The sequence below is a fragment of the Cupriavidus ulmosensis genome (assembly GCF_977008105.1).
Window position 1 is genome coordinate 1,912,830 of the sequence record NZ_CDRMWP010000002.1, and the last position, 15,580, is coordinate 1,928,409.

The following is a 15,580-nucleotide window of genomic DNA, read 5'->3' on the forward strand; positions in this document are numbered from 1 at the left end:
GCGCCGGCGGCAATTCAGCGCGGCGGGCGCCGCCGCCGGATCCGGCCGACGCGGCGCATGGCCGCCCAGAACAGCGCGTTGAGCGCGGACGAGCCGCGCGCCACGCGCATGCATTCCTGCTCGCAGGCGGCGTCGAGCAGCACGCCGAACTCGGCCGCGCAGGCAAAGCACACCACCTTCTGGCGCGCGTTGGTGTTGGCGATCCAGGTTTCCAGCACGCGCGACAGCGCCGCGCCGTGGTCGCCGTGCTCGCCATGACCGCCGCCGCCATGCCCGGCGCGCGCGGCGCGCCACGCCTGCGCGCCGGACGCCCGCACCTCGCGCCGCAGCGCGGCCAGCTCCGCGGCCAGCGAATCCCGCGGCCCGCTCACGCTTCCTGGCGCACCGGGTTGGACAGCGTGCCGATGCCGCCGACCTCGACCTCGACCACGTCGCCCGCGCGCATGAAGCGCGGCGGCTGGCGCTTGAAGCCGACGCCGCCAGGCGTGCCGGTGACGATCACGTCGCCGGGCAGCAGCGCGGTGAAGCTCGACACGTAGGCGATGATCTCCGGGATCGCGAAGATCAGCATGCTGGTGTCCGCCTGCTGCAGCACCTCGCCGTTGATGCGCGTCTCCAGCGTCAGCACGTCGCCTTCGCGGATCTCGTCGGTATCGGCCAGCCACGGGCCGAACGCGCCGGTGTCGGGGAAGTTCTTGCCCGGCGCCCACTGCGTGGTGTGGGCCTGCCAGTCGCGCAGCGAGCCGTCGTTGTAGCAGGAGAAGCCGAGGATGTGCGAGAACGCCTGCCCGGGCGCGATGCGCCGCCCGCCGCGCCCGATCACGATGGCGATCTCGCCTTCGTAGTCGAAGCGCTCGCTTTCGCGCGGGATCACCAGCGGCTGGCCGTGCCCGGTCTGCGAGCCGGCCAGGCGCAGGAAGATGGTCGGGAACGCGGTCTCGGCGCGGCCCGCCTCGACGCGGTGCTCGTGGTAGTTGAGGCCGACGCAGAAGATCTGGCGCGGATCGGCCACCACCGGGCGATACGCTTCGATGCCGTCGGCGCCGGCCAGCGGGAAGTCGGCGGCGTGGCGCGCGGCGAGGTCGCGCAGCGCATCGGCGCCGTGCACGCGCAGCGCCTCGCCGAAGTCGAGGCCGCCGAGGCGGGCGGAAAGATCGATGACGCCGTCGCCGGCGAGCGCGCCGAAGCCCGCGGCCGCGCCGCGGGTGAAGCTCAGGAACCGCATGGATGCTCCGTTGATGTGTGGTGGTGGGTGCCGGGGCCGGCAAGTCCGCTCAGGACCTGCAGGCCGTTGGCGGATTGCCGCTCTAGCGACAGCAACTGGTCGAACAAGGCCTCCCCGCCCTCCCCGGCTCCGCCCGCCTGCAGGCAGTCGAGGAATTTCTCGCGCAGCATGGCCGGCGGCAGCGGGCGCCGCGCGTGGCCGAGCGCGTGGTGGACCGGCTCGCTGGCGTGCACGGCGCCGTCGCGCATGCGCACCACCACCTGGTCGGCGAAGGCGGCGCCGGGCGTGTCGGGGTCGTAGGCGCTGGCGAACGACACGTGCACGCGCCCGAACAGCGCCTGCACGGGCGCGCTGCGCACGAAATCGTCGTCGAGCTGCGCCATGCCGACCTTGCCCGCCACCAGCGCCGAGGCCACGGCGAACTCGATGCTGAACTTCGCCGCCAGCGCGTCGGCGGGACGGTGGTTGCGCAGCACGGTGGCATGCTCGCGGCTCATGGTCACGTCGACGCTCGCCACCTCGGCCGCATCGAGCGGCGCGCGCGCGAGCAGGGCCAGCAGCGCGTCGATGGCGCGGTGGGTGTAGTAGCAGGTCGGGTATTTCTTGAGGTTGAGGCCGCGCGCCTCGATGCGCCATTGCCGCCCGAGCGTGTCGGCCGGGCTTTCGCGGTCGACGTCGCCGGCCGGGGAAATCGCCGCCAGGAAACCCTGCGGATGCTCCAGCGCGTCGGGCGAGGCGGTGAAGCCGGCCGCGGCCAGCCGCGCCGACAGCACGCCGGCCTGCGCCGCGCGCCCGGCATGGAACGGCTTGGCCATCGAGCCGAAGTTGGACATCAGCCCCGCGCTCTGCGACGCGGCCAGCCCCAGCGCGTGGCTGGCCTGGCGCGCGTCCAGCCCCATCAGGCACGCGCACGCGGCGGCCGCGCCGACCGCGCCGAACACGCCGGTCGGGTGCCAGCCCTTCATGTGGTGGATGCCGGATTCGCGGTCGACCAGTTCGCCCCAGGCTTCGAAACCGGCCACGTAGGCGTCCAGCATGGCCCGGCCCGAGGCGTCGCGCTGCTGCGCCAGCGCCACGATGGCCGGCACCAGCACCGCGCTCGGGTGGCCGCGCAGCGATACGTCGTCGAAGTCCAGCGCGTGGGCGGCCATGCCGTTGAGCAGCGCGGCCTCGGCGGCGCCGGTGCGCGTGGCGCCGAACCACAGCCGCGCGGGCCCGTCCGGCAGCGGCGCGAGCGCGCCGAACGCGGTGCGCACCGCGTCCTCGCCGCGGCCCGCGATCATGGTGGCGATGCTGTCGATGAAGCCGGTCTTGGCCACCGCGTGCGCGGTGGCCGGCGCGCCGCGCGCGGCCACGCCGGCGACGAATTCGCCGAGTTCGAGCGTCAATGCCATGATGGCTCCCCGCCTCAGTCGAGCTTGACGTCGGCCTTCTTCACCACGGCCGCCCACTTCGCGCTCTCGCTGCGGATCATGGCGCCGAACGCCTCGGGCGTCTTGGGGTCGATCTCCACGCCCTGCGTGCCGAACTTCTCCTTCAGGTCCGGCGACTGCAGCGCGGTGTTGACCGCCGCGTTGAGCTGCTTGACGATGTCGCGCGGCGTGCCGGCCGGCGCCACGATGCCGTTCCAGCCGATCGCCTCGAAGCCGGTCACGCCGGACTCGGCGATGGTCGGCACGTCGGGCAGCGCCTGGATGCGCTTGGCGGTCGTCACCGCGATCGGGCGCACCTTCTCGGCGCGCAGCAGCTGCAGCGCGGGCTCGATGCTGCTGAAGGCCAGGTTGACCTGCCCGGCCATGAGGTCGGTCAGCGCCGGCGAGCTGCCCTTGTAGGGCACGTGCAGCATCGCGGTGTTGGTCATCTGCTCGAACAGCTCGCCGGCCAGGTGCGCGGGGCTGCCGGCGCCGTAGGAGGCGAACGTCACGGCGCCGGGCTTGGCCTTGGCCGCGGCGATCATGTCGCGCACGTTGCGCACCGGATAGGCGTTGTTGGCCAGCACGATCAGCGGCACGCGCGCCACGAACGCCACCGGCGTGAAGTTCTTCTCGGTCGAGTAGTTCAGCTTGTAGAGGCTGGGGTTGATGGCGAACGAGCTGGCCACGTAGAGCAGCGTATAGCCGTCGGCCGGCTGGCGCGCCACGATCTCGGTGGCCAGCGAGGTGTTGGCGCCGGGGCGGTTGTCGATGATGATGGTCTGGCCCAGGTTCTCGCCCACCTTGGCGGCGACCAGGCGCGCCAGCGAGTCCGCGCCGCCGCCCGGCGGATAGGGCACCACCAGCCGGATCGGCTGGCGCGGGTAGCCTCCGCCCTGCGCGCTGGCCGCGCCCGGCAGCGCGAGCAGCGCCGCGCCGATGGCGAGGCCGGCCCGCAGGAGGCCAAGGGCCCGGTTCAGGTGCATGCGTTTCATGAGATGTCTCCTTCCATTAATGCCGCTTCTTCAGCTTCCGACGACACGGCCCTTGCAAGCGGCAAGACAAAGGGGTGGCCGGCGCGGGCATCGCTGCCCGCACGGCGGGATCGGGAAAACCGGCCGGAGGCCGGGGAAAATCGGGTATCGCTCGGGTATGACCCGGATATCGCTCGGGTGCTGCCCCGCTATCGCTCAGTTGCCGAACAGGAAGCGGCGGATCGCGTCGTGCATCGCCGCCAGCGTCGGCCCGCGCAGCGCCTCCAGCTTGCTGGTGGGCAGCACCACGCTGATGGCCAGGGGCACGTCCCAGCCCTGCGACGGAATCAGCATCGCCACCGCGGAATTGCCGCGCAGCACGCCGTCCACGCTCTCGGCGAAACCGGTGCGCCGGCTGGTTTCCAGCTCGGCCCACAGCGCCTCGAAATCGACAGGTTCCTCATAATCGGTCTCCACCGCGTTGATATGGCGCACCAGCCGCTGCACCTCGTCGCGTGTCTTGGGAATCAGCAGCGTCTTGCCCACCGCCGAGCGGCACAGCGGCCGCAGCTGGCCCGGCAGCAGGTCCAGGTTGACCGGGCGCCCGGCCTCGGTGCGCACGTACTGCACCTGCAGGCCGTTCTGCATGCCCAGCCGCACGATGCGCCCGGTGGCCGCGGCCACCGCCTCGACCATGCGCCCGAGGTTCTCGCCATGCCGGAAATGGTGCTGCATCCACATGCCGAGGAACATCACGCGCGCGGTCGGGAAATAGGTCCGGTCGGCCCGCTGGTGCGTCAGGTAGCCGCGCTGCGCGAGCTGGTTGAGCAGCACCGAGGTGCTCGACTGCGGATAGCCGAGCCGCGCCGCCACGGTGCCCACGGTCAGCGGGCGCTGCTCGATCGAGAACAGCTCCAGCACCTCGAGCGAGCGGCTGAACGATCCGGTGCCGTCCGGTTTTTTCTTGTCCTGGTTCCCAGGCGCTGTCATGTCTGTGTCCCCGTTCCTGGCTTGGTTTTGCTCTTGCGGCTCCCGCGCCGGCCGCCGGCCGGCGCGGCGTGACCGTGTCAATACGACCGCGGCAGCCCGAGCACGTGCTGGGCGACGTTGGCCAGGATCAGGTTGGTCGAGACCGGCGCGATCCGCGCCAGGCGCGCCTCGCGCCACTTGCGCTCGATGTTGTACTCGCGCGCGAAGCCGAAGCCGCCGTGGGTCTGCATGCATGCCTCGGCGGCGTTCCACAGCGCTTCCGCGGCGAGGTAGCGCGCCATGTTGGCCTCCGAGCCGCACGGCAGCCCGGCCTCGAACAGCGCGGTGGCGCGGCGGATCATCAGGTCGGCCGCCTCGGACTGGATGTGCGCCTGCGCGATCGGGAACTGGATCCCCTGGTTGGCGCCGATCGGGCGGTTGAACACCTTGCGCTCGCTGGCGTAGGCGGTGGCGGTGCGCACGAACCAGCGCGTCGAGCCGAGCGCCTCGGCGGCGGTGATCATGCGCTCCGCGTTCATGCCGTCGAGGATGTAGCGGAAGCCCTTGCCTTCCTCGCCGACCAGGCTGTCGGCCGGGATCTCCAGGTCCTGGAAGAACACCTCGGTGGCGTGGTGGTTGACCATCGTCGGGATCGGGCGGATGTCGAGGCCCTTGCCGAGCGAGGTGCGGATGTCGATCAGGAACGTGGAGATGCCGTCCACCTTGTTCTTGACCTCGCTGGCCGGCGTGGTGCGCGCCAGCACCAGCATCAGGTCCGAGTGCAGCGCGCGCGAGGTCCACACCTTCTGGCCGTTGAGCACGTAGCCGTTGGCCGTGCGCGTGGCGCGCGTCTTGAGCTGCGTGGTGTCGGAGCCGGTGGTCGGCTCGGTCACGCCGAAGGCCTGCAGGCGCAGCTTGCCGGCGGCGATCTGCGGCAGGTACTTGCGCTTCTGCTCGGCGCTGCCGTGGCGCAGGATGGTGCCCATGATGTACATCTGCGCGTGGCCGGCCGCGGCGTGGCAGCCGGCGGCGCAGATCTCTTCCATGATGACCGCGGCCGCGCGCAGCGGCATGCCGGTGCCGCCGTATTCCTCGGGGATCAGCGCGGCCAGGAAGCCGGCTTCCGTGAGCGCGTCGATGAACGCGGTCGGGTACGCCTCGGCGTCGTCGATCTCGCGCCAGTAGGTGTCGGGGAAATCGGCGCACACGCGGCGCACGGCTTCGCGGATTTCCTTGTAGTCCTCGCCAAGCTCCAGCGTGACGGCATCGTGATTCGGCTGTACGTCTTGCATCGTGTTGTCTCTCTCTGTCTCTCTGGCCAACTCTGTGTCTGTCTTGCCGCGGCCCGGCTCGCGCGCGGGCCCGCGCGGCTCAGCGCCCCGTGAACACGGGCTTGCGCTTCTCCTGGAACGCCCGCACGCCTTCGCGCCGGTCCTCGGTGCCGACCAGCCGATTGTAGGCTTCGACCTCGAACTGCAACGCGCTGCGGATGTCGAGCTGCAGGCCGGTGCGGATCGATTTCTTGGCCTGGCGGATCGACAGCGGCGCGTTCTGCGCGATGCGCGCGGCCGTCGCCAGCGCGGCGTCCAGCATGGACTGCGCATCGTCGAACAATGCGTTGACCATGCCCCACTCGCGCGCCTGCTCGGCCGAGAACGGCAGCCCGGTCAGGATGATCTCCATCGCCCTGGGCTGGCCGACCACGCGCGGCAGGTACTGCGTGCCGCCCGAGCCGGGCATGATGCCGAGCGTGACCTCGGTCAGCGCGAAGCGCGCCGAGCGCACGGCGTAGGCGAAGTCGCAGGCCAGCACGGTCTCGCAGCCGCCCGCGTAGGCCGGGCCGTTGACCGCCGCGATGACCGGCACCGGGCATTCGATCAGGCCGCGCCGGCTGGCTTCGAAGATGGCGTGCTGCTGCTGCCACTGCTCGTTGCTCATGCCGTTGCGTTCCTTGAGGTCGCCGCCGGCGCTGAAGGTGCGGCCGGCGCCGGTCAGGATGACGCAATGCACGCCGCTGCCGGGCGCGGCCACGCGCGCCCACATGTCGCGCATCTCGCGCCCCATCTGGGTGTTGGTGGCGTTGCTCGCCTGCGGGCGGTTCAGCGTGACCACCAGCGTGCCGTTCTCGGTCAGCGTGGTCTCGATGGTTTCGTAGGATTCGTGGGTTCCGGTCATGCGCGATCCTCGCGGTCCTTGTCTTTGTCTTGGTCGCCGGCGGGCGCGTCCAGCACCTCGCCGGTATGGGCGCCGAGCCGCGGCGCGGCGCTGCGGTAGGCGCTGCGCTTGCCGTCGAAGCGCAGCGGCAGGCCGACCGTGGGCATGGAGCCCGCCGGGCCTTCCTGGATCATGCCGAGCGCCTGCGTCTGCGGGTCGTCGACGATCTGCTCGATGGTCTGCACCGGCGCGTTCGGCACGCCGTGGGCGTCCAGCAGCGCGCCGAGGCTGGCGTTGGTGTGCGTGATCGCGCGCGCCTCGAGCGCGGGGATCAGCGCATCCTTGTTCTGCACGCGGCCGCGGTTGGTGCGGAAGCGTTCGTCCTCGGCCAGCGCGGGCAGGTCCAGCGCGCCGACCAGCTTGGCGAACAGCTTGTCGTTGCCGGCGCCGATCACCAGCCAGCCGTCCTGGGTGCGGAACGCCTGGTAAGGCACGATGCCGGCCGCGCCCGAACCCTGCGGCAGCTGCGGGCCGCCTTTCATCAGCGCGCGCGTGACCGGCACCGTGGTCCAGGCCAGCGCGGTTTCGAACAGCGAGGTCTCGACCAGGCCGCCGAGGCCGGTGCGCTCGCGCTCGAGCAGCGCGGACAGCATGCCGACCGCGCCCCACAGGCCCGCGCCCATGTCGATGATCGACACGCCGACGCGGATCGGCGGGCGCTCGGCGCTCTCGCCGGTGATGCTCATCATGCCGCCGTAGGCCTGCATCAGCGGATCGTAGCCGGGCTTGTGCGACATCGGGCCGCCGCTGCCGAACGCGCCGATCTCGCAATAGACCAGCGCGGGATTCTCTTCCAGCAGCGACGCCGGGCCCACGCCGAACTGGTCGGCCACGCCGGCGCGCAGGTTGCAGATCACGCCGTCCGCCTCTTCCAGGATCAGGCGCCGCAGCGCCTGGCGCTGCGTCTCGTCGGCCAGGTCGATGGCGGCGCTGCGCTTGTTGCGGTTCATGGCGACGAAGTGCGGGCCGGCCTCGTCGAAGAACGGCGGCCCCCAGCCGCGCGCATGGTCGCCGGAGCCGGGGTTCTCCACCTTGATGACGGTGGCGCCGAGGTTGGCGAGGATAAGCCCCGTATAAGGCGCGGCTACGCTGTGGCCGATCTCGACGATCGTGTAGCCGGATAAGGGTTGGTTGGTTGGCATCGTGTTTCGTTTCCGGGGGGCCATGCCGCGCATCGGGCATGGCAGAACAGGTACGGAGGCCAGAATAGCCAGCGTGAAGGGGCGTCGCAAGCATCCGGCGCCCTGCGCGGTGCGATATCACGTAGCTGATATTTGCGCCCGCGCGGCGGCGGGCAGCGCACATATCAGCGGGCGGATATCGGCGCCACGCGGCGCGGCGCGCATTGCCAGCGCGCGCGCGGATGCCTAGCATGCAGGCATCGCGCGCTCGCTGTGTGCATTGCCTCCGTCTGCATTGCCCTCGCCGCGCCGCCCTTCCCACATGTTCACCGAAGCCCCGCATGACGACCGCCCCGACCTACCCCCGTTCCGTCCACATCATCGAAGTCGGCCCGCGCGACGGCCTGCAGATCGAGCCGAAGGTGCTCACCGTCGCCGAGAAGATCGAGCTCATCGGGGCGCTTGCCGCCGCCGGCCTGCGCGAGATCGAGGTCGGCTCGTTCGTCAAGCCGGACGCGGTGCCGCAGATGGCGAACTCGCCCGAGGTGATCGCCGCGCTGCCCGAGATTGCCGGCATGACGTGGCGCGCGCTGTGGCTGAACACGCGCGGCCTGGAGCTGGCCCGCGCCAGCCGGCGCATCGCGATGGAAGGCCGCCTGACGATCACCGCCAGCGAGACCTTCATCCGCCGCAACACCAACCGCGGCATCGAGGACGCCTTCGCCGACATGCCGCGCTGGATCGAGGCCTACCGCGCGGCCGGCATGGTGCCGGACAGCCTCGGCGTGATGGCGGCGTTCGGCTGCAACTTCGAGGGCGACGTGCCGGTGGAGCACGTGATCGGACTGATCGCGCGGACCGACCGGCTGCTGCTCGAGAACGGCAACCGCCTCGCGGCGCTGCGGCTGGCCGACACGATGGGCTGGGCCAATCCGCTGCACGTGCGGCGCCTGGTCGGCGCGGTGCGCGAGCGCTGGCCCGAGGTGGAGATCAAGCTCCACCTGCACGACACGCGCGGCGCAGCGCTGGCCAATGCGGTGGCGGCGCTGGAGATGGGCGTGCGCCAGTTCGACGCGGCCATCGGCGGCCTGGGCGGCTGCCCGTTCGCCGGTTTCGGCAGCGCCAGCGGCGGCGTGCCGCCGGCGGTGGGCAACGTCTGCACCGAGGACCTGGTGGCGCTGTGCGAGGAAATGGGCATCGAGACCGGGCTGGACCTCGACAAGCTGGTGGAGGCCGCGCAACTGGCCGAGCGGCTGGTCGGCCACGCCCTGCCCGGCAAGGTCATGAAGGGCGGCTCGCTGGCGCGGCTGCGCCGGCGCGCGCAGTCCGCCACGGCCACCGCGGCCGCGCGGTGCTGACCAGGCGCGGCTAGCCGCGCATGTGGTTGACCAGCGCGCCGATGCCGTCGATGCCGACCTCGACCACGGCGCCGTCCTTCATCGAGCCGACGCCGAGCGAGGTGCCGCACGCGATCACGTCGCCGGGCATCAGCGTGAGGTCCTGCGAGATCAGGCTGACCTGCTGCTCGGGCGTGAAGATCAGGTCGGCGAGCGGGTAGTTCTGCCGCTCGGTGCCGTCGAGCCGCGTGACCACGCGCGCCGCGCGCCAGTCGAACCCGGTGACGATGGCCGGGCCGATGCAGCCGAAGGTATCGAAGCCCTTGGCGCGGCACCACTGCGGGAAGTTCGGGTCCTCGGCGATCACCTCCGAGGCGGTCACGTCGTTGACCACGGTGTAGCCGAAGATGTGCGCGGCGGCGTCCTCGGGCGCCACGTCGCGGCAGCGCCGGCCGATCACGATGCCGAGCTCGCCCTCGTAGACGATCTTGCCGGCGTAGCCGCGCGGGCGCACGATGGCGTCGCCGGGCCCGGCCAGCGAGCTGGCCGGCTTGATCAGGAACAGCGGGTGGCGCGGCACCGGCTTTTCCAGCTTGCGCGCCAGCGCGTGGAAGTTGTTCCACAGCGCCACCACCTTGCCCGGCTCGCACGGGCTCAGCAGGCGCAGGCCCTCGCCCGGCAGCGTGGCGCCGGTCGGCTGCCCGCCCGCGTAGCCCGCGCCATCGTATGCCACCACGCGCTCGCCCTCGATACGGCCGAAGCCAACCTCGCCGTCGCCGGTCTGGAAGCGGATCCATGTCTGCACAGCCAACTCCCTGCGGCGGGCGCGGCTGCCCGCCGCCCGCCTTCGTGCCGCATTGTCGTCGCGTCGGCGCCGCGCGGCGCGGCACCGACGCCCCAGGTCAGATCTTGCCCGCGCCGCGCGCCCACTTGTACTTGGCGCCCAGCACCGCGACCGGGATCTCGGTCGAGTAGGCATAGGCCGGCACGCCGTGCTCGTACAGGTACTCGGCGGCCTCCTCCACCTGCACGTCGCCGGCCAGCGAGGCCACGATCGGCTTCTCGATGCCGCGCGCGGCCATCTCCTGCTTGACCTCCACCACCAGCCGGGCGAACACCATCGGCGGCGTGATGATGGTGTGCCAGTAGCCGAGGATGATGGCGTGGATGCGCGGGTCCTCCATGCCCAGGCGCAGCGTGTTCTGGTAGGTGGAAGGCGGCTCGCCGCCGGTGATGTCGACCGGGTTGCCGGCCGCGCCGAACGGCGGGATGAACTTGCGGAAGGCCGCGTCGAGGTCGTCCGGCATGGTCATCAGCGACAGGTTGTTGTCCACGCACGCATCCGACAGCAGCACGCCCGAGCCGCCCGCGCCGGTGATGATGACCACGTTCTCGCCCTTGGGCGTGGGCAGCTTGGGAATGCCGCGCGCGAACTCCAGCAGGTCGCGCAGCGAGCGCGCGCGGATCACGCCGCACTGCCTGAACACGTCCTCGTAGATCTTGTCGTTGCCGGCCAGCGCGCCGGTGTGCGAGCTGGCCGCGCGCGCGCCCAGGCTGGTGCGCCCGGCCTTGAGCACCACCACCGGCTTTTTCTTCGAGACGCGGCGCGCGGCCTCGGCGAACGCGCGGCCGTCCTTGAGGTCCTCGCAGTGCTGGGCAATGATCTCGGTGTTGTCGTCCTGCTCGAAGAAGGTCAGCAGGTCGTCTTCGTCGATGTCGGACTTGTTGCCCAGGCCGACGATGGCGGACACGCCCATCCTGGCCGAGCGCGAGAAACCGATGATGGCCATGCCGATGCCGCCCGACTGCGACGACAGCGCCGCCTTGCCCTTGACGTCGTACGGCGTGCAGAAGGTCGCGCACAGGTTCTTGGGCGTGTAGTAGAAACCGTAGATGTTGGGCCCCATCAGGCGGATGTCGTGCTTGCGCGCGATCGCCACGATCTCCTCCTGGCCCGCCACGTTGCCGGTCTCGGCGAAACCGGACGGGATCAGCACCGCGCCGGGGATCTGCTTGCGCCCCACTTCCTCGAGCGCGCCCGCCACCAGCTTGGCGGGAATGGCGAACACCGCCACGTCCACCGTGCCCGGCACGTCCAGCACGCTCTTGTAGGCGGTCATGCCCATGATCTCGCCGCCCTTGGGATGGATCGGGTAGATCTTGCCCTGGTAGCCGCCGTTGATGAGGTTCTTCATCACCGAGTTGCCGATCTTGCCGTCCTCGGCCGAGGCGCCGATCACGGCCACCGCGTCGGGCCGCATGATGCGGTTCATCTGCCGCACGATCTCGTCCTGCGTGGGCCGGTAGCGCTCGGGCTGCGGCGAGAAATCGACCACGATGCGCACGTCGGCGGCGATCGCGCCGTCCTTGCTGGCGAACACCGGGTTGAGGTCGAGCTCGGCGATCTCGGGGAAATCGCTGACCAGCTCCGACACGCGCCGGATCATGCCGGCCAGTGCCTCGCGGTTGGCCGGCTCGGCGCCGCGCACGCCCTTGAGCACCTCGGCCGCGGCGATGCCGTCGAGCATCGACAGCGCGTCTTCCTCGCTGGCCGGCGCCATGCGGAAGGTGATGTCCTTGAGCACCTCGACCAGCACGCCGCCCAGGCCGAACGCCACCAGCTTGCCGAACGACGGGTCGGTGACGGCGCCGATGATGACCTCCTGGCCGCCGGCGATCATCTGCTGCACCTGCACGCCGACGATGTCGGCCTGCGCGTCGTAGCGGCGCGCGTTCTCGATGATGGTCAGGTAGCCGCGCTCCACTTCGGCGGCGTCCTTGAGGCCGACCAGCACGCCGCCGGCCTCGGTCTTGTGCAGGATGTCCGGCGAGACGATCTTCAGCACCACCGGGTAGCCCATCTTCGCGGCCAGCTCCACCGCGCCGGTCGGCGTGCGGGCCACGCCCTCGCCCGGCACGCTGATGCCGTAGGCATCGCATACCAGCTTGCCCTCGGGGGCGGTCAGGGCATCGCGGCCCGCTGCCTTCACCGCGGCGAGGATCTTGCGCACCGCGTCTTTGTCGTGTGCCATGTCAGGTCTCCATCTGTTCTGTTGCTGGGGTTGCAGCGGGACGCACCGTCCCGCGCCCTCGCGGCGGGCGCGAGGGCGGGCGGTTTGCGGACTTGCCAGGGGAAGTGTCTGAAGCGCCGGAAACCCGGGCGCTCAGACGGCGCCGGCGGCGCGCAAGGCTTCGATCTGCGCGGGCGTGCGGCCCAGCCAGTCGAGGATTTCCTCGGTATGCTCGCCCAGCAGCGGCGAGCGCTCCACCTCCACCGGCGAGGCCGACAGCGTGATGGGGCAACCGAGCTGCACGTACTGGCCGCGCTCGGGGTGGTCGAGCTCGACCAGGTAGCCGCGCTCGTAGAGCGACTTGTCCTCGATCAGGTCTTTCATCGAGAGGATCGGCCCGCACGGCACGTCGACCTCGTTGAGGGCGTCCATCACTTCGAACTTGGTGCGCGTGCGCGTCCATTTCTCGATGATGGAGAAGCACTCGTCCAGGCACTTGAGGCGCGCCTCCGGCGTGGCGAACTGCGCGTGGGTGATGAGGTCCTCGCGCCCGCACAGGCGCATCAGCGGCTCCCAGCCCTGCGGCTGCACGATCACGTAGACGTAGTCGTTGGCGCCGCCCGGCGCGCAGCGCAAGGCCGCGCCCGGCTGGCCGCCGCCCGAGGCGTTGCCCGCGCGCGGCACGAAGTCGCCGAACGCCTTGTTGGGGTACTCGCGCATCGGCCCGGCGGCCAGGCGCTGCTGGTCGCGCAGCTTGACCCGGCACAGGTTGAGCACCGAGTCCTGCATGGCCACCTCCACGCGCTGGCCGCGCCCGCTGTGCTCGCGGTGCAGCAGCGCCGCCAGGATGCCGACCACGCAGTGCACGCCGGTGCCGGAGTCGCCGATCTGCGCGCCGGTCACGGTCGGCGCGCCTTCGGCGGTGCCGGTGGTGCTGGCCGCGCCGCCCATGCACTGCGCCACGTTCTCGTAGGCCTTGCAGTCCGCGTACGGCCCCGGGCCGAAACCCTTGATCGAGGCGTAGATCAGGCGCGGGTTGAGCGTCTGCAGGCGCTCCCAGTCGAAGCCGGCGCGGTCCAGCACGCCGGGGCCGAAGTTCTCCACCAGCACGTCGCAGCGCTGCACCAGGTCTTCCAGCAGCGCCTTGCCTTCCGGCGTCTTCATGTTGAGCGTGAGGCTGCGCTTGTTGGAGTTGAGCATGGTGAAGTACAGGCTGTCCGCGTTGGGCACGTCGCGCAGCTGGCTGCGCGTGATGTCGCCGCGCCCGGGCAACTCCACCTTGATCACGTCGGCGCCCAGCCATGCCATCAACTGGGTCGCCGACGGGCCGGCCTGCACATGCGTCATGTCCAGGATCCGCACACCGTCCAGTGCCTTGTCCATGAGTTGTCTCCTCGCGCGTGGTTATTTGTACATGGTCTGGTTCTTGGTGCCCGGCGCGTATTCGCGCGGGTCCACCCAGATATTGATCACGGCGGACTTGCCGGTGCGCTGCACCGCCTCGCGCCCGCGCCGCAGCGCGCCGGCGATGGCGCTGGCGTCGCGCACCTCCTCGCCGTAGCCGCCCAGCATCTCGGCGAACTTCGAGAACGGCACGTCCGACAGCAGGTTGCCGACGTTGCCGCGCTCCTCGCCGTACTTGGCGAGCTGGCCGTAGCGGATCTGGTTCATGGCCGAGTTGTTGCCGATCACCGCCAGGTAGGGCACGCCGAAACGGTTGGCGGTCTCCATGTCGAAGGCCGTCATGCCGAACGAGCCGTCGCCGTAGTAGCAGAGGATCTCCTTGTCCGGGTTGGCCAGCCCGGCGGCGATGGCGAAGCCGGTGCCCACGCCGAGCGAGCCGAGCGCGCCGGGGTCCATCCACTGGCCCGGGCGGCGCGGGCGCACCGCCTGCGCGGAGATGGTCACGACGTCGCCGCCGTCGCCGATGTAGACGGTGTCGTCGCCCAGGAACTCGTTCAGCTCGTAGGCCACGCGGTACGGATGGATCGGCGACTTGTCCGAGCGGAACAGCGGCATCAGCTTCTCGGTGGCGGTGGCCTCGGCCTCGGTCAGCTGGCCCATCCACTTCTGGCGCGCCTGGCGCTTGTCGTTCTTGATGCGGCCGCTGGCGGCCTGCAGCACCGCGCCGAGGATGGCGCCGGGGTCGCCCACCAGGCCGAGGTCGATCTCGCGGTTCTTGCCCACCGTGCGGTAGTCCATGTCGATCTGCACCAGCGTCAGCTCGCGGCTGATGCGCTTGCCGTAGCCCATGCGGAAGTCGAACGGCGTGCCCACGATGATCAGCACGTCGGCGTTGGCGAAGGCCTGCGAGCGGGTGCGGTCGAAGTGATGCGGGTCGCCCGGCGGCAGCAGCCCACGGCTGGCGCCGTTGAAATAGCCCGGGATGTCCAGGCCCTTGAGCAGCGCGATGGCTTCGCCGTGCCCGCGCGCGGTCCACACCTGCTGGCCGTAGAGGATGGCCGGGCGCTCCGAGTTGACCAGGATGTCGGCCAGGCGCTCGATGTCCTTCGGGTCGCCGATCGAGCGGGTGGAGGCGCGGTAGTGGCCGGGGCGCGGGATCACGGCGCGCGCGAGGTCGACCTCGCGGTCGAGCACGTCGCGCGGGATCTCCAGGTAAGACGGCCCGGGCGCGCCGTTGAAGCATTCGCGCACGGCCATCGAGATCATGTCGGCCACGCGCTCGGTGCTGGGGATGGTGGCGGCGAACTTGGTGATGGGCGACATCATGTCCACGTGCGGCAGGTCCTGCAGCGAGCCCATCTTGTGCTGCGACAGCGCGCCCTGCCCGCCGATATGGAGCACCGGGCTTTCGGAGCGGAACGCGGTGGCCACGCCGGTCACGGCGTTGGTGCAGCCGGGGCCGGCGGTGGTGACGACGCAGCCGAGCTTGCCGGTCTGGCGCGCGTAGCCGTCGGCCGCGTGCGCGGCGACCTGCTCGTGGCGCACGTCGATGATGCGGATGCCCTCGTCCACGCAGCCGTCGTAAATGTCGATGATGTGGCCGCCGCACAGCGTGAAGATGGTGTCGACGCCTTCGTTCTTCAGGGCCCGCGCCACCAGGTGGCCGCCGGAAATCACGCCGGCGTCGCGGGTCTTCTGCTTCAGGGTGTCTTCGGCCGTGGTGGACTCGGGCCGCGTGGATACGACTGCAGACATGTCTTGGTCTCCTCGTTGACTGGATTGCGACTGGCTGTGACACGCGCCTGCCGCCGGCGCGGTGCCGCGACACCCTTTCGCCTATCGTCTGTCGCCGCGCTGCCGCCTCTCGGCCGGCCGCGGCGTACCTCTTGCGTCCGCCCTGCGACGCGCTCGAT

The 15,580-nt window shown here is 70.8% G+C and carries 13 protein-coding genes; 1 reads left to right on the forward strand and 12 read right to left on the reverse strand.

The window, feature by feature from the left end:
* Nucleotides 1-14: 14 nt before the first annotated feature.
* From ACWTPI_RS28220 to ACWTPI_RS28255, 8 genes are all read right to left on the reverse strand, one after another.
* The gene (locus ACWTPI_RS28220; protein WP_020201124.1) at nucleotides 15-371 is read right to left on the reverse strand and encodes a hypothetical protein; all 357 of its coding nucleotides are present in this window, start codon (nucleotides 369-371) and stop codon (nucleotides 15-17) included.
* A complete protein-coding gene (locus tag ACWTPI_RS28225; RefSeq protein ID WP_020201123.1) occupies nucleotides 368-1,225 on the reverse strand; it encodes a fumarylacetoacetate hydrolase family protein in 858 nt (285 codons plus the stop codon). The genes ACWTPI_RS28220 and ACWTPI_RS28225 overlap by 4 nt, the downstream gene beginning before the upstream one ends.
* Entirely contained in the window at nucleotides 1,213-2,619 is a 1,407-nt protein-coding gene (locus ACWTPI_RS28230) for an MmgE/PrpD family protein (protein ID WP_454733381.1), read from the reverse strand. The genes ACWTPI_RS28225 and ACWTPI_RS28230 overlap by 13 nt, the downstream gene beginning before the upstream one ends.
* A 14-nt stretch (nucleotides 2,620-2,633) precedes the next feature.
* Entirely contained in the window at nucleotides 2,634-3,632 is a 999-nt protein-coding gene (locus ACWTPI_RS28235; protein ID WP_020201121.1) for a tripartite tricarboxylate transporter substrate binding protein, read from the reverse strand.
* Between the two features lie 195 nt (nucleotides 3,633-3,827).
* Nucleotides 3,828-4,601 (reverse strand): IclR family transcriptional regulator, encoded by a 774-nt coding sequence (locus tag ACWTPI_RS28240; protein ID WP_454733382.1) that lies wholly within the window; start codon nucleotides 4,599-4,601, stop codon nucleotides 3,828-3,830.
* A 77-nt stretch (nucleotides 4,602-4,678) separates the two neighbouring features.
* A complete protein-coding gene (locus ACWTPI_RS28245) occupies nucleotides 4,679-5,872 on the reverse strand; it encodes an acyl-CoA dehydrogenase family protein (RefSeq protein WP_059411544.1) in 1,194 nt (397 codons plus the stop codon).
* A gap of 79 nt (nucleotides 5,873-5,951) precedes the next feature.
* A complete protein-coding gene (locus ACWTPI_RS28250; RefSeq protein WP_020201118.1) occupies nucleotides 5,952-6,755 on the reverse strand; it encodes an enoyl-CoA hydratase/isomerase family protein in 804 nt (267 codons plus the stop codon).
* Nucleotides 6,752-7,936 carry a CaiB/BaiF CoA transferase family protein gene (locus ACWTPI_RS28255; RefSeq protein ID WP_020201117.1) on the reverse strand — a complete coding sequence of 395 codons (1,185 nt, stop codon included), beginning with the start codon at nucleotides 7,934-7,936 and terminating at the stop codon, nucleotides 6,752-6,754. The genes ACWTPI_RS28250 and ACWTPI_RS28255 overlap by 4 nt, the downstream gene beginning before the upstream one ends.
* 320 nt (nucleotides 7,937-8,256) lie before the next feature.
* Between ACWTPI_RS28255 and ACWTPI_RS28260 the strand changes: the two genes are divergently transcribed.
* Nucleotides 8,257-9,273, forward strand: coding sequence for a hydroxymethylglutaryl-CoA lyase (locus tag ACWTPI_RS28260; RefSeq protein WP_454733383.1), 1,017 nt, complete (start codon nucleotides 8,257-8,259; stop codon nucleotides 9,271-9,273).
* 10 nt (nucleotides 9,274-9,283) lie between these two features.
* Here ACWTPI_RS28260 and ACWTPI_RS28265 read toward each other — a convergent pair whose 3' ends face one another.
* The 4 genes from ACWTPI_RS28265 to ACWTPI_RS28280 form a co-directional block, all read right to left on the reverse strand.
* Complete coding sequence (locus ACWTPI_RS28265; RefSeq protein ID WP_020201115.1) at nucleotides 9,284-10,057, reverse strand: fumarylacetoacetate hydrolase family protein; 774 nt, start codon at nucleotides 10,055-10,057, stop codon at nucleotides 9,284-9,286.
* A 97-nt stretch (nucleotides 10,058-10,154) separates the two neighbouring features.
* Entirely contained in the window at nucleotides 10,155-12,284 is a 2,130-nt protein-coding gene (locus tag ACWTPI_RS28270; protein WP_454733384.1) for an acetate--CoA ligase family protein, read from the reverse strand.
* Nucleotides 12,285-12,416: 132 nt separating this feature from the next.
* On the reverse strand, nucleotides 12,417-13,646 hold the full coding sequence (gene frc / locus ACWTPI_RS28275) for a formyl-CoA transferase (protein ID WP_020201113.1): 1,230 nt from the start codon (nucleotides 13,644-13,646) through the stop codon (nucleotides 12,417-12,419).
* A 21-nt stretch (nucleotides 13,647-13,667) separates the two neighbouring features.
* Nucleotides 13,668-15,422, reverse strand: coding sequence for a thiamine pyrophosphate-binding protein (locus ACWTPI_RS28280; RefSeq protein WP_454733385.1), 1,755 nt, complete (start codon nucleotides 15,420-15,422; stop codon nucleotides 13,668-13,670).
* Nucleotides 15,423-15,580 lie beyond the last annotated feature (158 nt).